This window comes from Pseudomonas sp. WHRI 8519 (assembly GCF_040224055.2).
Classification (GTDB): domain Bacteria; phylum Pseudomonadota; class Gammaproteobacteria; order Pseudomonadales; family Pseudomonadaceae; genus Aquipseudomonas; species Aquipseudomonas putida_X.
Genome location: NZ_CP167996.1, coordinates 4,306,873 through 4,327,608 on the forward strand (window position 1 = coordinate 4,306,873; position 20,736 = coordinate 4,327,608).

Consider the following 20,736-nt stretch of genomic DNA (forward strand, 5'->3'; position numbering starts at 1 on the left):
GGAGGATGTGCTTTGCGAAGACTGCTGGCCCTGTTGTTGCTGTGGACCTCTTGCAGCCTGGCCGATCCACCGGTGCTGCGCTTTTCCGTAGCCGAAAGCTGGAGCATGCCGCTGGTGCGCGTCGAGGGCGAGCAGCCGGTCGAAGGGCTGCTGTTCGACCTGATGCAAGGGATTGCTCGCGAAGTCGGCGCCCGCCCCGAATACCACGTACTGGCCCGCCTGCGCCTGCAGCAGGCGATGGATGAGGGCGACATCGACGTGCGCTGCTATGTGAGCACGCAGTGGTTCAATGATCGGCCAGGGCATTTTGTCTGGAGCATACCGTTGTTCCATCAGCGCGATGTACTGGTCGGGCAGCCAGGTGACAACGCCCCGACCCGGCCGGAGCAACTGCCGCGGCAGGCCATTGGCACGGTACTGGGCTACACCTACACGACGCTGGAGCCTTTGTTCGAGCAGGGGCAGTTGCGCCGCGAGGACAGCCGAAGCCAGGCGTTGGCGCTGCAGAAGCTGCAAATAGGGCGTTATCGGCACGCGGTCAGCAATGAGCTGTCCTTGCAGTGGTTTAACCAGCGGCTGCCGGCCGAGCAGCGCCTGCAGGTGCTGGCGGTGCTAGAGGAGCAGGCGCTGGGGTGCATGGTGAGGAACGACCCGGCGATACCAACGCAGGGGATACTCAGGGCTTTGGTACGCATGCAACAGTCTGGCGAGATCGCGCGGATCATGCAGCGTTACGGTGCCAGGGTGGCTATTGATGAGGTTGCTGCACAACAACCTGGAAAATAACTGCCACGGCGTCGGAAAACTCCGTCAAAGCAGCCGCACAACCCGACGCCCGATACCCCGAAGCAAGTGGCCAGCGAAAAATACCATCATTCCCGTCAAGATCAGGCCAATGGCCAACCACTGGCCCGCGCCCAGCCTTTCACCGAAGAACATGCAGGATGTGACCAGCCCTGATACCGGCACCAGCAACGACAAAGGGGCGACCTGGGTAGCCGGATACTTTTTCATCAGGTTGTTCCAGACCCGATAACCCAGAATGGTGGTGATCAGGCTCTGGAACAGCACGGAGAACAGCGCCTCCCACGCCAGGCCATGACCAAGGCCTTCGAATGCCTTCCAGCCTTGCGAGACGACTATGAAGGCGAGGATGAAAGGCAGCGAGAACAGGCTCGACCAGACGATGAACGCCGTCATCTCACCAGGGCGCTTGAGCTTGATCAGCAGATTGCAAAATGCCCAGGCAAGCGCGGCAAGCAGCACGAGAAATAGCCCTATCACCGTCGACGACTGGCTGCTCGACAGCAGCATCATGCCCAGGCCACAGGCCGCGAGCGCCATTCCCCAGAAGTGTGCGGCAGTGATGCGCTCGCGCAGGAAGACCGCACTCAGCAGGATGGTGAAAAATGCGCTGAACTGCAGAAAGACCGAGGCCATGCCGGGGCTAAGCCCCTGGTACATGGCAAAATTGACCATCCACCAGATCCCCACTGCGAACAGCACGCCGTAGAGCGCCATGACCGCCATGGAAACGCCCGTCGGCCGCCTGATGAAGAACACCAGCGGCACCGCACAGAGGGTGAAACGCAGCAGTGTCATGACGGAGGGTTCGAGCGTGCTCAAGCCCAGTTCGATCACGCCGTAGTTGCAACCCCACAGCACCGTTACCAGAACACCGATGGTCAAATCCCGTTTGCACATTCCCATGCCTGCTCTCCTATTTCAGCAGGCATGACCTTATTTTTTACAAAGGTGGATAGATGTAGGGGCTTTCTTCATGGGGCGTACGAACGCTGAAAAACTAGCGCCGCCGCTCAACCGCCATCGCCACCGCATCCGCCTGCCCCCAGGCAATCTGCATCGCGCGCAATCCACGCTCCAGCTGCTGCCGCGTCTCTTCATCCTCGATCCGCTCCAGCGCGCGCCGGCTGTCGCTGTAGGCGAACATCAGGTAATGGGTGACATTCATCATCACGAATTCAATCGGCACGATGCCGTCGCTAATGGCGCGGGAGAGGGATTTGCCGGGAGGAAGTTCGAAGGTGTGTGGTGGATCAGGGACAAGTTTTTTCATGAAAGCACCGTACCGGATTGAGGGCACCCATTCGCTTCCACACTTTAGGGTGACAGTTGTACGCGGGGTGGAAGACCAGGGGTACGGTGAACCCGGCAGGCCCGAAGGCCTCCCGCGAACAACTGTCATAACGACAAAAACCGAACCCCAGGCTTCCACACCCGATCGCTGAACCGACAGCGACCGCAAAAGACTATAGGGCGAGGTTTCCAGGGGCAATCAGACGGGCGTCGACAGGTTGCATAGAATATTTCCACACCAGTCAAATAGCAGTACGACCTTTCTTAAATACCCGTGGGATCCAGACACCCAAGCGACGCGAGCCCAATGGAATTACATGAGGAACGACGATGTCCCGCCTGAACGAGGAAAGCGCGATCAGGTTTCAACGCGAACTGGAAGCGCTCGACGAAGACCTGCGCAAAGCAAGGATGAGTTCACCCTGGCGGGTCCTGATACCGTTTACCTTGGGCATGGGCTAGGGCTGGCTGGACTTGTGGCGGTTATTCTGGTGATGAAAAGGCTATAGCGCCATGAACCGGCAAAATAGTGAACATCTGAAAGGGGGCAGTGCGAGGGGTTCTTGAGAGAGGCTGGCGTAAATGGAGGCGGCCCCACCAGCCACACCCCGGCACTCGATGTTCCCGCTATGGCTGCTCCCTTCCGGGCCTGACCAGGTTAACGGGTAATCAATGCGGGGGGACCGATGGGGCCACCACTACGCGGCTCGCCAAGTAGCGAGCCGCGCCATTGTACCGGTCTGGGGCGAAGTTACAACCTTTAACCGGAGAAAAAGTCATCATTTCTCAATGACTTGTCCAGATCGAGGGGCCTGGCCTGGCCTCATCGCCGGCAAGCCGGCTTCCACAGGGGCTGCGCCGAGCCTGGGGGCGATGAGGCCTGGACGATCAGATGGCAATGCCCTGCTCGCCCAGAAACACGACGAACGCATCCTCATCCAGTACCTTGACCCCGAGTTCACTGGCCTTGGCCAATTTGGAGCCCGCGCCTGGGCCAGCGACCACGCAGTGTGTCTTGCCCGACACCGAGCCGGCCACCTTGGCACCCAGGCTTTCCAGCTTCTCCTTGGCGATATCGCGGCTCATACGCTCCAGCGTGCCGGTCAGCACCCAGGTCTGGCCAGCCAGGGGCAAGCCCTCGGCGACCTTCTTCTGGCTGGTCCAGTGCATGCCGAACGCCAGCAACTGGGCTTCGATGTCTCTGGCCAGCTTTTGGTTGGCCTCCTCCTTGAAGAATTCGCGCACGGCTTCGGCCTGTTTCGCCGCCAGTGCCTGGCGCAGGTCGATGCCATCGGCGGCGATGATCTTTTCCAGGCTGTCCAGCTTGGCTACCAGCTTCTGCGCGCCGGTTGGCCCGACCGATGGGATGTCGAGCTTGGCGATCATCCCGGCCAGGGTGGTGCTCGCAGCGAACTCTGCCGCCAACTCGCCTTCGTCCTGCAACTGCATGCCGCAAGCGAGCAACTGCTCGATGACCTTGCAGTTGTGTTCGTCCTCAAAGAAGTTGTGGATCTCGTAGGCCACTTCCAGACCAATGTCCGGCAGGTACGTCAGCACCTGCGGCAACGCCTGCTGCACCCGTGCCAGGCTGCCCAGCGAGCGGGCCAGCACCTTGGCGGTCTCCTCGCCCACGTCCGGGATGCCCAGGGCATAGATGAATCGCGCCAGGCTCGGGCGCTTGCTGGCCTCGATGGCATCCAGCAGCTTCTTGCTGGAGACTTCGGCAAACCCCTCCAGACCGACGATCTGCTCGAACTGCAGTTTGTAGAGGTCCGCCGGCGAACCGATCAGGCCTTCGTCCACCAACTGCTCGACGCTCTTCTCGCCCAGGCCGTCGATATCCATGGCGCGCCGCGAAACATAGTGAATGATCGCCTGCTTGAGCTGGGCGCCACAGGCCAGACGGCCGACACAACGGTACACCGCGCCTTCGCTGGTGGTTTCCTTGCCTTTGCTGCGCTTGACCAACTGGGTGCGCTCGACCTGGGAACCGCACACCGGGCACGCGCTTGGCACCTGCACCGGGCGGGCGTCTTCAGGACGGCGGTCAAGCACCACCTGCATGACTTGCGGGATCACGTCACCCGCACGGCGGATAATCACCGTATCGCCGATGCGCAGGCCCAGGCGGGCAATCTCATCCATGTTGTGCAAGGTGGCGTTGGACACGGTCACGCCAGCCACCTTGACCGGCCTGAGGCGTGCGACCGGCGTGACCGCCCCCGTACGCCCGACCTGGAATTCGACATCCAGTACCTCGGTGAGCTCTTCCATGGCCGGGAACTTGTGGGCGATGGCCCAACGCGGCTCGCGGGCGCGAAAACCCAGCTCGCGCTGGGAGGCTAGGCTGTTGACCTTGAACACCACCCCATCGATTTCGTACGGCAGGCTGTTGCGCCGCTCGCCGATGTCGCGGTAGTAAGCCAGGCACTCCTCGATACCGGCCGCATGCCTGAGCTCACGACTGATCGGCAGGCCCCATGCTTTGAGCTGTTCGAGGATACCAATATGGCTCTCGCCAATGCTTGCCGATACCTGACCAACGCCATAGCAGCAGAACTCCAGCGGGCGGCTGGCGGTGATTTTCGAGTCCAACTGGCGCAGGCTGCCGGCAGCGGCGTTGCGCGGGTTGGCAAAGGTCTTGCCACCGGCCTCGGCCTGGGCCGCGTTGAGGCGGTCGAAACCCGCCTTGCTCATGAACACTTCACCACGCACTTCGAGCACCGCTGGCCAGCCTTCGCCCTGCAGCTTCAGCGGGATATTGCGCACGGTACGCACATTGGCGCTGATGTCTTCGCCGGTGGTGCCGTCACCCCGGGTCGCACCCTGCACCAGCTGGCCATCGCGGTAGAGCAGGCTGACCGCCAGGCCGTCGAGCTTGGGCTCGCAGCTGTAATCGACCGCGCCCGGCTGGTCAAGACCCTCCACCACACGGCGGCCGAATTCACGCAGGTCGGCTTCCTCGAAGGCGTTGCCCAAGCTGAGCATCGGCACTTCGTGGCGCACCTGGCTGAACGCGGCCAGGGCGGTACCGCCGACGCGTTGAGTGGGCGAGTCGGGGGTGACCAGGTGCGGGTGTTCGGCTTCGAGCGCCTTGAGTTCGTTGAACAAGCGGTCGTATTCGGCGTCCGGTACGCTGGGCTCGTCGAGTACGTAGTAGCGGTAGTTGTGCTGGTCGAGCTCGGCGCGCAGCGCGTGGATTCGGGATTCGGCGTTCATTCTTCAGGTTCTCTTGCGAAGCACAAGAGCAGCCCTTGGCTCAACGCCAGTCAGGCAAGCGGTTTGGGGCCGCTCTGCGGCCCATCGCCGACAAGCCAGCTCCCACAGAGATGGCGCAGCGCCAGAGGCCTGCGCTGCGGCTGTGGGGCTGGCTTGGCGGCGATGGGCTGCAGAACAGCCCTGCTCGCACTCACTGATTGGCATCAGCCCTAGGCTGCTCTTGCGCTTGAAACGAAGCGAGCAAGACCAGGGCATGGTCCGCTCGCTCGATGACATCAGCGTTTCTGGGTCAGCGCGCGGCGCTCGAACTCGACGATGCGCTGGCGGTAATGCTCGATGGTCTGGGCGGTCAGCACGCTGCGCTGGTCATCCTTGAGCTCACCATTGAGCTCGTGGGCCAGCTTGCGCGCTGCGGCGACCATCACATCGAAGGCCTGCTTCGGATGGCGCGGGCCTGGCAGCCCGAGGAAGAAGCTGACCGCGCGCGTGCTGAAGTGATCGATGTCGTCCAAGTCAAAGATGCCGGGCTTGACAGCGTTGGCCATGGAGAACAGGACTTCGCCGTGACCGGCCATGCTTTCATGGCGATGGAAGATGTCCATCTCGCCGAAGCGCAAACCACTTTCAAGAATGTTCTGCAGCAGCGCCGGGCCCTTGAAGCCACCTTCATCACGCGAGATGACGCTGATCACCAGCACCTCTTCGACCGGTGGCAGCTCCTTGGCAGCACTGCCCGCGGCAGCAAAACCACCGTTGCGGTTGTTATCGGCAGCGAAATCATCGTCGGCATCGGCGAACAAGTCGGGCTCGCGCGGCTCGGCCACCAGGTCCAGGTCGCCCTGCGGCTGCACTTCAGCGGCACGCTTGCCACGCTTGCTGGCCTTGGCCGGTTTCTGCTCGCGCTCACGCTCACGCGCCGGCGCACTGAGCGACGGCAGGTCGCTTTCGTCCAGCTCCGGCTCCTTCTGGGTATCGAGCACGCGCGACGGGCCCAGCACCTCAGCGCTGCCTTCCTCGTCCGGGAGGTTGGAATAACTGCGATCCAGACGGAATTTCAACTTGCCTTTTCCGCCGCGCATGCGGCGCCAGCCGTCGAAAAGAATACCGGCGATGACAATGATGCCGATGAGGATCAGCCACTCGCGCAGACCGATTTCCATGTAATCCCGTGCCTCTATAAAAATATGCTTGAAAACAAAGGCTTCAAAGCCCTTTAACACGTGGCGCCAACTCTATGTTCTGACAGGCGTTTTACCCACGCATAAAACGAGTGACATTAAGCTAGCACGACCAAAGACAACTTTACACCGTCTGTCGCACATGGCGGGGGCATTTACCTGCACATTCCGCCTTCTCTTGGCTCATCAGGCGTCAACCATGGCCAGTGCCTCCTCCACATCCACTGCAACGAGACGTGAACACCCAGGCTCGTGCATGGTCACCCCCATCAATTGATCCGCCATCTCCATGGCAATCTTGTTGTGCGTGATGTAGATGAACTGCACGCTTTCACTCATCTCCTTGACCAACCGGGCATACCGGCCGACGTTGGCATCGTCCAGCGGCGCATCGACCTCGTCGAGCATGCAGAACGGTGCGGGGTTCAGCTTGAAAATGGCAAACACCAGCGCCAATGCGGTCAGTGCCTTCTCGCCGCCGGACAGCAGATGGATGGTGCTGTTCTTCTTGCCAGGCGGGCGCGCCATGATCGTCACCCCTGTATCGAGTAAATCTTCGCCCGTCAGTTCCAGATAAGCGCTGCCACCACCGAAAACTTTTGGGAAAAGTGCCTGTAATCCGGCATTTATCTGATCAAAGGTATCCTTGAAGCGGGTGCGGGTTTCCTTGTCGATCTTGCGGATGACGTTTTCCAGCGTCTCCAGCGCCTCGACCAGATCGGCGTCCTGGGCATCGAGGTAGCGCTTGCGCTCGGATTGCTGTTCGTACTCCTCGATCGCAGCCAGGTTGATCGCGCCCAGGCGCTGAATACGGGCGTCGATCTGCTCCAGCTCCTGCTCGGTGCCCTGTTGGCTGGCCTCGGCCTCGACAGTGGCAAGCACACCCTGCAGGTCGTAGCCGTCGGCCAATAATTGCTCCTGCAAGGTCTTGCGCCGCACATCGAGCCCCTGGCACTCCAGGCGCAGCTGCTCGAGCTGGCCGCGCAGCAACTGCGCCTGCTGCTCGGCCTGGGTGCGGCGCTTTTCGGCGTCGCGCAGGGCGCGATCGGCGTCGTCCATGTGCAGGCGCGCCTGGCGCATTTCTTCGTCGACGCTCATGCGCCGCTCAAGCAGTTCTTCCAGCTTCAGGCGCAGCTCTTCCAGCGGCGCCTCGCCCTCTTCCAGGTTCAGGCTCAACTGCTCCTGCCGCTCGCTCAGGCGGGCCGCCTGTAGCTCCAGGCGCTCCAGTGCCTGGCGGGTCGAGTCGTGCTGGGCGCGCAGCGAACCCAGGCGCACAGCCAACTGGTGGGCATGATCCTTGTGCTGGCGAGCCTCTTGGCGGACCCGGTCAAGGCCTTCGCGCAAGGTATCGCGGCGGGCCATCAACTGTTCGCGTTGCTCGGTGTCCTGGGCCATCAGGTCCAGGGCCTCCTGCAGCACCAGGCGGGCTTCGCCCAGTTGCTCCTGCTCCAGGGCGCGCTGCTCCTGAAGTTCGCTCAATTCTTCCTGCAGACGGCGCCGACGCAGCTCGACCTGTTCGGCACGGGCCCGGCCTGCCGAAAGGCTGGCCTTGAACTCGCCATGCTGGCGGCTTTCTTCCTGGGTGCGCCGGCGTAGCTGCTCGCGCTGCTCTTCCAGGCCCAGTTGCTGCTCACGCAAGGCTTGCAGCTGCTGCTCCGTGTGCTCCAGCGTAGCTTCCAGCTCCAGCTGTTCCTGGCCGAGGCGCTCGATTTCCTGCGCCCGCGCCAGCACCCCACCCTGGGCTTCGCTGCCGCGGCTGACGCGCAGAAAATGCCGCCCAACCCAGTAGCCGTCGCGGCTGACCAGGCTCTGGCCTTCGCCAAGGCCGGCGCGCTCAGCGAGGGCTTGAGCCAGGTCTTCGACTGGCCGCACCTGGGCCAGCCAAGGGGCCAGGTCGGTGTGCCCCTCGACCTTGTCGAGCAAGCTGCCGGGCCGGCGCGCACCTTCCTGCCCCGCCACCAACAGACGCAACTCGCCTTGCTCCAGCCCGGCAAAATCCAAGCCGTTGAAGCCGTCCACCAGCACCGCTTGCAGGTCAGCGCCCAATACGGTTTCCACCGCCAGCTCCCAACCCGGCTCCACACGCAGCCCTTGCGCCAGGCGTGGCCGCTGCTCCAGCCCTTGCTCGCGCAACCAGTCGGCAGCCCCTGCACCGGGTTCGAGCGCAGCCTGTTGCAACGCCTCCAGGGATGCCAGGCGGCCGCCCAGGCGCTGCAAGTCGCCTTGCTGTTGCTGCTGAGCCTGGGTCGCCTGCTGCAATTGCGCGCGCAGGCCCTCCAGGCGCTCGACCACCTGTTCTTCGGACAACTGCAGCTCTTCAAGCAGCATCTCGCTGGCAGCCAACTGCTCGGACAGCTCCAGCATGGCGCTTTCCTGCGGGTCAGCGCCCAACTGGTCGCGTTCCTCACCCAACTTGCGCTGGCGCTCGGCCAAGCGCTCCAGGCTGGCTTCAAGTTGCTGTAGGCGCGACTGCTGCACTTCGGCCTGGCGCCGCGGCTCGGCAGAGCGGGTGTTGAAGCTGTCCCACTGCTCCTGCCAGCCGTGCATGCCCAGCTCGGCCTCTTCGAGGGTGGCGGCAGCCTCTTCGGCTGCGGCCAGGGTCATTTCCTGCTCCGGTTCGAGCATCGCCAGCTCTTCACCGAGGGTCGCCAGCAGGGTGCGGTCATGCCCAAGGTGTGACTCGGTTTCCTGGCGCGTGCGCTCGGCTTCCTTCAGGTCATCCTGCAATTGGCGCAGGCGCTGCTGCCCATGCTGAATGCTCTGCTCGACCCGGGCGATGTCGCCGGCCACCGAATAGAAGCGGCCCTGCACCTGGTTGAAGCGCTCGGACAGCTCATGATGGCCGTCACGCAGCCGCTCGATGCTCGCATCGGCGTTGCGCTGTTCGGCCACCAGCGCCTCATGGGCCACATCCTGATCGCCGATCACCGACTCGCGCTGGCGTACACGCTCATCCAGATCACGCCAGCGAAGCGCCGCCAGACGTGCTTTGAGCTGACGTTCCTGCGCCTTGTACTCACGGTATTTCTCAGCGGCCTGCGCCTGGCGGTGCAGGCGTTCGAGCTGGCGCTCAAGCTCATCGCGCAGGTCGGTCAGGCGCGCCAGGTTCTCCTGGGTGCGGCGGATGCGGCTCTCGGTCTCGCGGCGGCGCTCCTTGTACTTGGAGATGCCCGCCGCCTCCTCGATGAAGTTGCGCAGCTCCTCGGGCTTGGCCTCGATCAGCTTGGAGATCATGCCCTGTTCGATGATCGAGTAGCTGCGCGGGCCCAGGCCAGTGCCGAGGAAGATGTCGGTGATGTCGCGGCGGCGGCATTTGGTGCCGTTCAGGTAATAGGTGTTCTGCCCATCACGGGTGACCTTGCGGCGGATGGAGATTTCCGCGTAGGCGGCATATTCGCCCAGCAGCGTGGTCTCGCTGTTGTCGAAGACCAGCTCGATGCTGGCCTGGCTGACCGGCTTGCGGCTGGTGGAGCCGTTGAAGATGACATCGGTCATCGACTCACCGCGCAGGTTCTTCGCCGAGCTTTCGCCCATCACCCAGCGCACCGCATCGATGATGTTGGACTTGCCGCAACCATTGGGGCCGACCACGGCGGCCATGTTGCTGGGGAAATTGACGGTGGTGGGGTCAACGAACGACTTGAACCCAGCCAGGCGAATGCACTTCAGGCGCATCGGTCAGCCTCGGGCCAGCGCCGCCAGCACCAGCTCGCAACTGCGCTGGCAATAGGCGGTGAGTACCTCGCGGATGCGCGGCAGTTCACGGGCCACCACGGCGTCTAGCAGGTGGGCGAACAGGTCTAGGTAATCGAGCATGTTGGCTTGGCGCTGATCGAGGGCCAGGTAATAGGCTCGGCTCATGGCCGGCTGCAGGTTTTCGACGGTTTCCTGCAGGTAAGGATTGTCGGCGAACGGATAGGCGGCGCGCATTACAGCAAAACTGTCGGCGACGAAGGCCTTGATGTCACCCCGTTCACGGGCCTGCTGCAGGCGTTGCTGGATGTCCAGAAACGGGCGCAGGTCTGCATCGAGGCGCCATTTCTGGGCAACGGCATTACCCAGCAGGATGTAGAACTCGCCCATGAGGGCACACAGGCTGCGCACACTGCGTTCGTCGAGCCGGGTCACATGAGCGCCGCGGCGCGGCAGGATCGCAACCAGATGGCGACGTTCGAGGATCAACAACGCTTCACGCACCGAGCCGCGGCTGACATTCAGCGCCTGGGTGACCTTCTGCTCCTGGATGCGCTCACCCGGCGCGAGCTCGCCGCGGATGATGCGTTCGGCCAGGTAGTCGGCGATCTGCTCGGAGAGGCTGTCCGGCGCCTTGAACGTCATGGTTTTCCTTCGAAATCATTGAACTGGGCACAAGTGGGCGATTGTAGCGCACTTGGCCAGCCGTCGCGCAGAGGGGCGACAGCCTTTATTTATGCTGCCAGGCAACGGTCAAGGCGGCCCGATCTATGCTTTATATATGGGCAGGCTGGGCGGCCAGACCTTCGTGCGGAGAATTTCTTGACCCTTAAGTCAGAAAATTATTGACCAGCGTGTCAGCTCTGCTTATTGTCCGCTCAACAACAATAAAACCATTGCGAGGCCATCCCCGTGATCCAGTTTCTCGTCAACCAGGAGCTGCGCAGCGAGCACGCCCTGGACCCGAACATGACGGTGCTGCAGTACCTGCGTGAGCACCTGGGCAAACCCGGCACCAAAGAAGGCTGCGCCAGCGGCGACTGTGGCGCCTGCACCGTGGTGGTCGGCGAGCTGACCCAGGATGATCAAGGCCAGGACAGCCTGCGCTACCGCAGCCTCAACTCCTGCCTGACCTTCGTTTCGTCGCTGCATGGCAAGCAGCTGATCAGCGTCGAGGGCCTCAAGCACCAGGGCGAACTGCACAGCGTGCAACAAGCCATGGCCGACTGCCATGGTTCGCAATGCGGCTTCTGTACCCCAGGCTTCGTCATGTCGTTATTCGCCCTGCAGAAGAACAGCCAGGGCCACGACCTGCATCAGGCCCAGGAAGCGCTGGCGGGCAACCTGTGCCGCTGCACTGGCTACCGGCCGATTCTCGATGCCGCCGAACAGAGCTGCCGCCAGCCGTGCCGCGATCAGTTCGACGCGCAGAAAGCCCAGACCATCAGCCGCCTCAAAGCCATCGAGCCGACCCAGACCGGCGAGCTCAACAGCGGCGACAAACGCTGCCTGGTGCCGCTGACCGTAGCCGACTTGGCCGACCTCTACAGCTCGCACCCCGAAGCGCGCTTGCTGGCCGGTGGCACCGACCTGGCGCTGGAGGTCACCCAGTTCCACAAGACTTTGCCGGTGATGATCTACGTCGGCCACGTGGCCGAACTCAAACGCATCGACAAGACCGCCAGCCACCTGGAAATCGGCGCTGCCACACCGCTGACCGATTGCTATGGCGCGCTCAACGAGGAATACCCTGATTTCGGCGACTTGCTGCACCGCTTTGCATCGCTGCAGATCCGCAACCAGGGCACCCTGGGCGGCAACATCGGCAACGCCTCACCGATTGGCGACTCACCGCCCTTGCTGATCGCCCTCGATGCGCAGATCGTGCTGCGCCAGGGCGAGCGCCAGCGTACGATGCCGCTGGAGGACTACTTCATCGACTACCGCATCACTGCCCGCCAGGACAGCGAATTCATCGAGAAGATCATCGTACCGCGCGCCAGCAATGACTGGGCCTTCCGCGCCTATAAAGTCTCCAAGCGCCTGGATGACGACATCTCGGCTGTGTGTGGCGCCTTCAACCTGAGCATCGAAGACGGCGTGGTCAGCGGGGTACGCATCGCCTTCGGTGGCATGGCCGCGATCCCCAAACGTGCCCGCGCCTGTGAAGCTGCCCTGCGCGGCAAGCCGTGGAACCAGGCGAGCCTGGAGCGCGCCTGCCAGGCCCTGGCCGAGGACTTCACCCCGCTCAGCGACTTCCGCGCCAGCAAGGAATACCGCCTGCTGACCGCGCAGAACCTGCTGCGCAAGTACTTCATCGAACAGCAAACGCCGCACATCGAAACCCGGGTGACCGACTATGTCTAACCATCACGCCGTCAAGAGCCAGGCCGAGATGGCCGAACTGTTCAGCCAGGACCTGACCACCGGGGTCGGCCGCAGCGTCAAGCACGACAGCGCCGACAAGCATGTGGCAGGCGAAGCGGTGTATATCGACGACCGCCTGGAATTCCCCAACCAGTTGCACGTCTATGCGCGCACCGCCGACCGTGCCCACGCCCGCATCCTGCGCATCGACACCACGCCGTGCTATGCCTTCGAAGGGGTGCGCATCGCCATCACCCATGAAGACATCCCAGGCCTCAAGGACATTGGCCCGGTGGTGGCCGGTGACCCGCTGCTGGCCATCGACAAGGTCGAGTTCTTCGGCCAGCCGGTGCTAGCCGTGGCCGCGCGCGACCTGGACACCGCGCGCCGTGCCGCCATGGCGGCGATCATTGAATACGAAGACCTGGAGCCGGTACTGGACGTGGTCGAGGCGCTGCGCAAGAAGCACTTCGTACTCGACAGCCACACTCACCAGCGCGGTGATTCGGCCACTGCCCTGGCCAGCGCCCCGCACCGCCTGCAGGGCACCCTGCATATCGGTGGCCAGGAGCATTTCTACCTGGAGACGCAGATTTCTTCGGTGATGCCCACCGAAGACGGCGGCATGATCGTCTTCTGCTCCACGCAAAACCCTACCGAAGTGCAGAAGCTCGTCGCCGAAGTGCTGGACGTGCCGATGAACAAGGTGGTGCTCGACATGCGCCGCATGGGCGGCGGTTTCGGCGGCAAGGAAACCCAGGCCGCCAGCCCGGCCTGCCTGTGCGCCGTGATCGCACGCCTGACCGGCCAGCCGACCAAGATGCGCCTGCCGCGCGTCGAAGACATGATGATGACCGGCAAACGCCACCCCTTCTATGTCGAGTACGACGTCGGCTTCGATGACGAAGGGCGCCTGCAGGGCATCGACATGGACCTGGCCGGTAACTGCGGCTACTCGCCCGACCTTTCCGGTTCGATCGTCGACCGTGCCATGTTCCATTCCGACAACGCCTACTACCTGGGCGATGCCACCGTGCACGGCCACCGCTGCAAGACCAACACCGCCTCCAACACCGCCTACCGCGGCTTCGGCGGCCCACAGGGCATGGTTGCCATCGAGCAGGTGATGGACCACATCGCCCGCCATCTGGGGCGCGACCCGCTGGCCGTGCGCAAGGCCAACTACTACGGCAAGACCGAGCGCAACGTCACCCACTATTACCAGACCGTCGAGCACAACATGCTCGAGGAGATGACCGCCGAGCTGGAAGCCAGCAGCGACTACGCAGAACGCCGCGAATCGATCCGCCGGTTCAACGCCAACAGCCCGGTCCTCAAGAAGGGCCTGGCGCTGACCCCGGTCAAGTTCGGCATCTCGTTCACCGCCACCTTCCTCAACCAGGCCGGTGCGCTGATTCACATCTACACCGATGGCAGCATCCACCTGAACCACGGCGGCACCGAGATGGGCCAGGGCCTGAACACCAAGGTGGCCCAAGTCGTGGCGCAGATTTTCCAGGTTGATTTCAGCCGCATCCAGATTACCGCCACCAATACCGACAAGGTGCCCAACACCTCGCCGACCGCAGCCTCCAGCGGCGCCGACCTGAACGGCAAAGCGGCGCAGAATGCGGCCGAGATTCTCAAAAAGCGCCTGACCGAGTTTGCCGCGCGGCATTATCAGGTCACCGAGGAAGATGTCGAGTTCCGTAACGGCCATGTGCGCGTGCGCGACCAGATCGTCAGCTTCGAACAACTGGTGCAGCAGGCGTACTTCGCCCAGGTCTCCCTGTCGAGTACCGGCTTCTACCGCACGCCCAAGATCTTCTACGACCGCAGCCAGGCACGCGGCCGGCCGTTCTACTACTTCGCCTTCGGCGCCGCCTGCGTGGAAGTGATCGTCGACACCCTGACCGGCGAGTACAAGATGCTGCGCGCCGACATCCTCCACGACGTCGGCGATTCGCTGAACCCGGCCATCGACATTGGCCAGGTGGAAGGCGGCTTCATCCAGGGCATGGGTTGGCTGACCACCGAAGAGCTGGTGTGGAACAGCAAGGGCAAGCTGATGACCAATGGCCCGGCCAGCTACAAGATCCCGGCCGTGGCCGACATGCCGCTGGACCTGCGGGTAAAGCTGGTGGAAAACCGCAAGAACCCGGAAGACACCGTGTTCCACTCCAAGGCTGTTGGCGAGCCACCGTTCATGCTCGGCATCGCCGCCTGGTGTGCGATCAAGGATGCCGTGGCCAGTATCGCCGGTTACCGCCTGCAACCGAACATCGACGCACCGGCGACACCGGAGCGGGTGCTGTGGGGCTGCGAGCAGATGCGCAAGGCGGTGGCTGCCACCGAGCCTGCAGAACCGCAACGGGAAACCGTCACACACTGAGGTTGGGTGGGCGCCTGTTCGGGCCCTGTCGCCAGCAAGCCCTGCGCTGTACCTGCGGGCACCAGGCTTGCCAGCGACAAGGCTCGAACAGGCCACCTGGAATGAGGAACTGCATCATGCACCAATGGATCAACGCCCTCGCCGACCACCAGTCCCGTGGCGAAGCCTGCGTGCTGGTGACCATCATCGAGGAGCGCGGCTCGACCCCACGCAACGCAGGCTCGAAAATGGTCGTCAGTGCCAGCGGCCTGTTCGACACCATCGGCGGCGGCCACCTGGAATACAAGGCCCTGCACATCGCTCGGCAGATGCTTGAAGAGCAGCGCAGCACGCCGCACCTGGAGCGCTTCAGCCTCGGCGCCAGCCTCGGGCAGTGCTGTGGCGGCGTCACCGTGCTGCTGTTCGAGCCCATGACCGCTGTACAGGCGCAAATCGCCGTGTTCGGCGCGGGCCATGTCGGCCGTGCTCTGGTACCCTTGCTCGCCGCCCTGCCCTGCCGGGTGCGCTGGATCGATTCGCGAGAACAGGAATTCCCCGAGCTCATCCCCAACGGGGTGACCAAGGTGGTCAGTGAGGAGCCGGTCGACGAAGTGGCCGAGCTGCCACCTGGTTGCTACTGCATCGTCATGACCCACAACCATCAGCTCGACCTGGAGCTGACCGCCGCCATTCTCAAGCGCAACGATTTCACCTGGTTCGGCCTGATCGGCTCGAAGACCAAACGGGTCAAGTTCGAGCACCGCCTGCGCGAGCGCGGCTTCGACGAGACCGTGATGGCGCGCATGCGCTGCCCGATGGGCCTGGCCGAGGTCAAGGGCAAGTTGCCGATCGAGATCGCCGTGTCCATCGCCGGCGAAATCATTGCCACCTACAACGCCTGCTTTGGCCAGCATGACGCTGGCGTCAATGCGGGCCCCATCGCCCAACTGCTGCCGCCGTCCCGGCGCAGCCAAGCCAATTGACGAGTGAGTTATGACCGCTACCCGCAAAGCCTACCGTGCCGCCATCCTGCACAGCATCGCTGACCCGGCCGAGGTGGGCCTGGACGCGTCCCATGAGTACTACGAGGACGGCCTGCTGGTGATCGACGATGGCCGCATCAGTGCACTGGGCCATGCCAGCGAACTGCTGCCGACGCTGGATGCCGACATCGAAGTGGTGCATTACCAGGACGCCCTGATTACCCCGGGCTTCATCGACACCCACATCCATTACCCGCAGACCGGCATGATCGGTTCCTATGGCGAACAGCTGCTGGACTGGCTCAACACCTATACCTTCCCCTGTGAAAGGCAGTTCGCCGACAAGGATCACGCCGACAAAGTCGCGAAAATCTTCCTCAAGGAACTGCTGCGCAACGGCACCACCACGGCCCTGGTGTTCGGCAGTGTGCACCCGCAGTCGGTCAATGCACTGTTCGAGGAGGCCGAGCGCCTGGACCTGCGGATGATCGCCGGCAAGGTGATGATGGACCGCAACGCGCCCGACTACCTGACCGACACCGCCGAAACCAGCTACACCGACAGCAAAGCGCTGATCGAGCGCTGGCACGGCAAGGGCCGCCTGCACTACGCGGTCACCCCGCGCTTCGCCCCCACCAGCACCCCGCAGCAGTTGAAGCTTGCCGGGCAGTTGCTCAAGGAGCATCCGGGCGTCTACATGCACACGCACCTGTCCGAGAACCTCAAGGAAATCGACTGGGTCAAGGAACTGTTCCCTGAGCAGAAAGGTTACCTGGACGTCTACGACCACTTCGAACTGCTCGGCGAGCGCTCCGTTTTCGCCCACGGCGTGCACCTGTGCGACGACGAATGCCAACGCCTGTCCGAAACCGGCTCGGCGATCGCCTTCTGCCCGACCTCGAACCTGTTCCTGGGCAGTGGCCTGTTCAACTTGCCCCAGGCCGAACGCTTCAAGGTAAACGTAGGCCTGGGCACCGACGTCGGCGCCGGCACCAGCTTCTCGCTGCTCAGTACCCTGAACGAAGCGTACAAGGTCATGCAGCTGCAGGGCGCGCGCCTGCACCCCTACAAATCGCTGTACCTGGCCACCCTCGGCGGCGCCCGTGCGTTGCGCCTGGATGACCGGATCGGCAGCCTGCGCCCCGGCAACGATGCCGACTTCGTGGTGCTCGACTACAAGGCCACGCCGCTGCTCGACTACCGTATCCAGCAGTCGGGCAGCATCGAAGAGACCTTGTTCGTGCTCGCCACCCTGGGCGACGACCGCACCGTGCGCGAAACCTACGCCGCCGGCCGCTGCGTGCACCAGCGCTAAGGCGCTTTGGCCAACCCCCGGTACAGTGCGCCGCCGATCGCTGCTCCGATCAGCGGCGCCAGCCAGAACAGCCACAGTTGCTGCAAGGCCCAGCCACCGACGAACAGCGCCGGCCCCGTGCTGCGCGCGGGGTTGACCGAGGTATTGGTCACCGGGATCGAGATCAGGTGGATCAGCGTCAGGGCCAGGCCGATGGCGATGGGGGCAAAGCCCGCCGGTGCCCGGGCGTCAGTTGCGCCCATGATCACCACCAGGAACATCGCCGTCATCACCACTTCACTGACAAAACCCGCACCCAGCGAGTAACCGCCTGGCGAGTGGTCGGCGTAGCCATTGGACGCCAGGCCCGCCGACAATTCGAAGCCGGCCTTGCCGCTGGCAATGAAGTAGATCACCGCAGCCGCGATGATCGCACCGATCACCTGAGCGATCACGTATGGCAGCAACTCCTTGGCCGGAAAACGCCCGCCCACTACCAGCCCGAAGGAAACGGCAGGGTTCAGGTGGCAACCGGAGATGTGGCCGATGGCGAATGCCATCGTCAGGACGGTAAGACCGAAAGCGAAGGCGACACCGAGAACGCCGATGCCGAGGGGAGAGCTGGCTGCGAGTACCGCACTGCCGCAGCCACCGAGTACCAACCAGAAGGTGCCGATCAGCTCGGCACCCATACGTTTACCCAGAGACATGGTCATGGACCTTTCCTCAAGAAGTGGAACGCAACGGATGCGCAAGCCCAACTGCTTGATGAAGGTTTGCCCACAAGAATTTAGCAGACCTTTGAACAATGACCAGCAACAACGAGGGCCGCATGGCGCCCATCGCCGGCAAGGCGACCCCCGCACAACCTCACGGGAGCCGGATTGCCGGCGACAGGCCGCGAAGCGGCCCCTCATTCAGCCAGGCAAACGATCAACCCTTCAGCGAGACCTTGGGCTTTTTCAGCAGGTGCGAAAACACCGCATGCAGGTCGTCCGAGGCGCTCTCCTCGTCCAGGTTGAGCTTGCTGTCGATATGGTCCATGTGATGCATCATCAGGCTGACCGCCTGCTCGGCATCACGCGCCTCGATGGCATCGATCAGTTGCATGTGCTCGTCATACGAGCAGTGCGAGCGGTTGCCGCTCTCATATTGGGCAATGATCAGCGATGTCTGCGACACCAGGCTGCGCTGGAAACTGACCAGCGGGGCATTGCCGGCCGCCTCGGCCAACTTCAGGTGAAACTCCCCGGACAGCCGGATGCCGGCCCCCCGATCACCACGCGAGAAGCTGTCACGCTCTTCACGGACCATATGCCGCAGTTCGTTGAGCTGCTCGACGGTGGCGTGCTGCACGGCCAGTTCGGTGATGGCGCGTTCGACCATGCGCCGCGAGAAGAACACCTGACGGGCTTCTTCGACCGTCGGGCTGGCCACCACGGCACCGCGGTTGGGGCGCAGCAGCACAACGCTTTCGTGGGCAAGGCGCGACAGGGCACGGCGGATGATGGTGCGGCTGACGCCGAATATCTCGCCCAGCGCTTCCTCGCTCAACTTGGTGCCCGGTGCGAGTCGCTGCTCGAGGATCGCCTCGAAGATGTGCGCATAGACGATATCGTCCTGGGTACCGCTGCGGCCAGCCTTGCCGGCACGCGCAGGTTTCTTCAGAGGTTGCAGCTGTTCGTTCATGGGCTCTCGAGGCACGAAGGAAAGTATGGCGGCATTGTACACAAGCTGAGCCGTTTCTGCAGGTGGGGTTTTATCTATATAGCTGATGTGCGGCATATGATGCGTACAAAAAATAAAACATTATTTGCTTTCTTTGTACACAAAAGCATAATCCATCGGGCAACTTCTTGACCCGTAAGTCAACAAAGCGGCGTCAGACGTCTGCCATCCCTCGCGGAGCCGCCAAGTGCATTGCGCAGGTCACTGGCTCCAAGAACAACAAGAAAGACTTGAGGAGTATCGCTGTGGAAAGCCGCAAATCCGACGCACCTACGCTGGATCTCGCTCCACCGCTCGAAACGAGCTGGCTGGAGCGGATTTTCAAACTCAAGCAGCACGGCAGTACCGTCAAAACCGAAATGATCGCCGGGGTGACCACCTTCATCACCATGGCGTACATCATCTTCGTCAACCCGAACATCATGGCTGACGCCGGCATCGATCACGGCGCAGCCTTCGTTGCCACCTGCATCGCAGCGGCACTGGGCTGCCTGCTGATGGGCCTTTATGCCAACTGGCCAGTGGGGCTGGCGCCAGGCATGGGGCTCAACGCCTTCTTCACCTACACCGTGGTCGGCACCATGGGCTACAACTGGGAAACGGCTCTGGGCGCGGTGTTCGTCTCGGGCGTGCTGTTCATGTTCCTGACCTTGTCGAAAGTGCGCGAATGGTTGCTGAACAGTATTCCGGTCAGCCTGCGCCATGCCATGGGGGCCGGCGTCGGATTGTTTCTCGGGCTGATCGGCCTGAAGACGGCAGGCATCATCGTCGACAGCCCCGCCACGCTGATCAAGCTGGGTTCGCTGCATGAGCCTGGCCCTTTGCTGGCGGCACTGTGCTTCCTGTCGATTGCAATCCTCAGCTACAAGCGCGTGTTCGGCGCCATCCTGATCAGCATCATCGGCGTCACCCTGGCCGGCTGGGGCCTGGGCCTGGTGAAGTTTGGCGGGGTGATGTCGATGCCGCCGAGCCTGGCACCCACCTGGATGGCCATGGACGTGGCCGGCGTGTTCAACGTGAGCATGATCAGCGTGGTGCTGGCGTTCCTCTTCGTGCACATGTTCGACACCGCCGGTACCTTGATGGGCGTCGCCCAGCGGGCCAACCTGGTGGCGCCAGATGGCCGCATCGAAGGCCTGTCGAAGGCATTGAAGGCGGACAGCGCGTCCAGCGTGTTCGGTGCCGTGGTGGGCGTGCCGCCGGTAACCAGCTATGTGGAAAGTGCCGCGGGCGTTGCCGCAGGCGGCCGCACTGGCCTGACCGCGGTGGTGGTTGGCCTGTTGTTCGTGGCGGCGATGTTCTTTGCACCGCTCGCCGGGATGATTCCAGCCTACGCGACTGCGGGTGCGCTGATTTACGTGGCCATGCTGATGATGGGCAGCATGGCGCACATCCATTGGGATGAAGCCACCGACAGCATTCCGGCGATCGTCACGGTGATCATGATGCCGCTGACCTTCTCGGTCGCAGACGGTATTGCCCTGGGTTTCATCACCTACGTGGCGCTGAAGGCCGGTACCGGCAAGTACAAAGAGATCTCGGCCAGCCTGTGGGTGCTGTGCGCGATCTTCATTGCCAAGTTCGTGTTCCTCTGAACTGACACATGCACCAGATCAGGGCGCTTCGGCGCCCTTTTTGTGCTGTCGGCTTGCCGGCGATCGGCCGCAAAGCGGCCCCAGATGCTCGCGGGTCCCGCCGAGCGCGCTTGGGCTAATACAGGTCTGCTAAGGGGGCTGCTGCGCAGCCCATCGCCGGCAAGCCGGCTCCCACCACGACCGCGGTGTTCTTCAGGTCAGCGTTTTACCT

The 20,736-nt window shown here is 62.9% G+C and carries 15 protein-coding genes and 1 other RNA gene; 7 read left to right on the forward strand and 9 right to left on the reverse strand.

Features of this window, described 5'->3' with window-relative positions; all coding sequences use genetic code 11:
• Nucleotides 1-12 precede the first annotated feature (12 nt).
• Nucleotides 13-786: an ABC transporter substrate-binding protein gene (locus ABRP30_RS19585; RefSeq protein WP_349976133.1), complete on the forward strand. Its 774-nt coding sequence runs from the start codon at nt 13-15 to the stop codon at nt 784-786.
• Nucleotides 787-810: 24 nt separating this feature from the next.
• On the opposite strand, the gene ABRP30_RS19590 is transcribed toward ABRP30_RS19585, so the two are convergent.
• Together ABRP30_RS19590 and ABRP30_RS19595 are read right to left on the reverse strand one after the other, a co-directional pair.
• Nucleotides 811-1,710, reverse strand: coding sequence for an EamA family transporter (locus ABRP30_RS19590; RefSeq protein WP_241804506.1), 900 nt, complete (start codon nt 1,708-1,710; stop codon nt 811-813).
• A gap of 94 nt (nt 1,711-1,804) precedes the next feature.
• A complete protein-coding gene (locus tag ABRP30_RS19595) occupies nt 1,805-2,077 on the reverse strand; it encodes a hypothetical protein (RefSeq protein WP_349976134.1) in 273 nt (90 codons plus the stop codon).
• A gap of 350 nt (nt 2,078-2,427) precedes the next feature.
• Between ABRP30_RS19595 and ABRP30_RS19600 the strand changes: the two genes are divergently transcribed.
• Nucleotides 2,428-2,559 carry a hypothetical protein gene (locus ABRP30_RS19600; RefSeq protein WP_349976135.1) on the forward strand — a complete coding sequence of 44 codons (132 nt, stop codon included), beginning with the start codon at nt 2,428-2,430 and terminating at the stop codon, nt 2,557-2,559.
• 130 nt (nt 2,560-2,689) lie between these two features.
• Here ABRP30_RS19600 and ffs read toward each other — a convergent pair.
• The 5 genes from ffs to ABRP30_RS19625 form a co-directional block, all read right to left on the reverse strand.
• Nucleotides 2,690-2,786: signal recognition particle sRNA small type (gene ffs / locus ABRP30_RS19605), an RNA gene on the reverse strand.
• A 199-nt stretch (nt 2,787-2,985) separates the two neighbouring features.
• Nucleotides 2,986-5,316: an NAD-dependent DNA ligase LigA gene (gene ligA, locus ABRP30_RS19610; RefSeq protein WP_349976136.1), complete on the reverse strand. Its 2,331-nt coding sequence runs from the start codon at nt 5,314-5,316 to the stop codon at nt 2,986-2,988.
• 275 nt (nt 5,317-5,591) lie between these two features.
• Nucleotides 5,592-6,476, reverse strand: a complete 885-nt coding sequence (gene zipA / locus ABRP30_RS19615) for a cell division protein ZipA (RefSeq protein ID WP_241804510.1) — start codon at nt 6,474-6,476, stop codon at nt 5,592-5,594.
• Nucleotides 6,477-6,680: 204 nt separating this feature from the next.
• On the reverse strand, nt 6,681-10,169 hold the full coding sequence (gene smc / locus ABRP30_RS19620) for a chromosome segregation protein SMC (RefSeq protein ID WP_349976137.1): 3,489 nt from the start codon (nt 10,167-10,169) through the stop codon (nt 6,681-6,683).
• 3 nt (nt 10,170-10,172) lie between these two features.
• On the reverse strand, nt 10,173-10,832 hold the full coding sequence (locus ABRP30_RS19625; protein WP_267817593.1) for a GntR family transcriptional regulator: 660 nt from the start codon (nt 10,830-10,832) through the stop codon (nt 10,173-10,175).
• A gap of 267 nt (nt 10,833-11,099) precedes the next feature.
• Here ABRP30_RS19625 and xdhA point away from each other — a divergent pair, with 267 nt between their 5' ends.
• The 4 genes from xdhA to guaD all read left to right on the forward strand — a co-directional run bounded on the left by xdhA (nt 11,100) and on the right by guaD (nt 17,223).
• Complete coding sequence (gene xdhA / locus ABRP30_RS19630; RefSeq protein WP_267817595.1) at nt 11,100-12,554, forward strand: xanthine dehydrogenase small subunit; 1,455 nt, start codon at nt 11,100-11,102, stop codon at nt 12,552-12,554.
• On the forward strand, nt 12,547-14,946 hold the full coding sequence (xdhB, locus tag ABRP30_RS19635; protein ID WP_267817597.1) for a xanthine dehydrogenase molybdopterin binding subunit: 2,400 nt from the start codon (nt 12,547-12,549) through the stop codon (nt 14,944-14,946). The genes xdhA and xdhB overlap by 8 nt, the downstream gene beginning before the upstream one ends.
• 116 nt (nt 14,947-15,062) lie before the next feature.
• Nucleotides 15,063-15,908 (forward strand): xanthine dehydrogenase accessory protein XdhC, encoded by an 846-nt coding sequence (gene xdhC, locus ABRP30_RS19640; RefSeq protein ID WP_267817599.1) that lies wholly within the window; start codon nt 15,063-15,065, stop codon nt 15,906-15,908.
• Nucleotides 15,909-15,918: 10 nt separating this feature from the next.
• Entirely contained in the window at nt 15,919-17,223 is a 1,305-nt protein-coding gene (gene guaD / locus ABRP30_RS19645; RefSeq protein WP_267817601.1) for a guanine deaminase, read from the forward strand.
• Here guaD and aqpZ read toward each other — a convergent pair.
• Both aqpZ and ABRP30_RS19655 read right to left on the reverse strand, forming a co-directional pair.
• Nucleotides 17,220-17,918, reverse strand: a complete 699-nt coding sequence (gene aqpZ, locus ABRP30_RS19650; protein ID WP_267817603.1) for an aquaporin Z — start codon at nt 17,916-17,918, stop codon at nt 17,220-17,222. The two genes, guaD and aqpZ, sit on opposite strands and share 4 nt — an antisense overlap.
• A gap of 217 nt (nt 17,919-18,135) precedes the next feature.
• A complete protein-coding gene (locus ABRP30_RS19655) occupies nt 18,136-18,891 on the reverse strand; it encodes a GntR family transcriptional regulator (protein WP_241804518.1) in 756 nt (251 codons plus the stop codon).
• A 284-nt stretch (nt 18,892-19,175) separates the two neighbouring features.
• On the opposite strand from ABRP30_RS19655, the gene ABRP30_RS19660 reads away from it, so the two are divergent.
• Entirely contained in the window at nt 19,176-20,525 is a 1,350-nt protein-coding gene (locus ABRP30_RS19660) for an NCS2 family permease (protein WP_372490345.1), read from the forward strand.
• Nucleotides 20,526-20,736 lie beyond the last annotated feature (211 nt).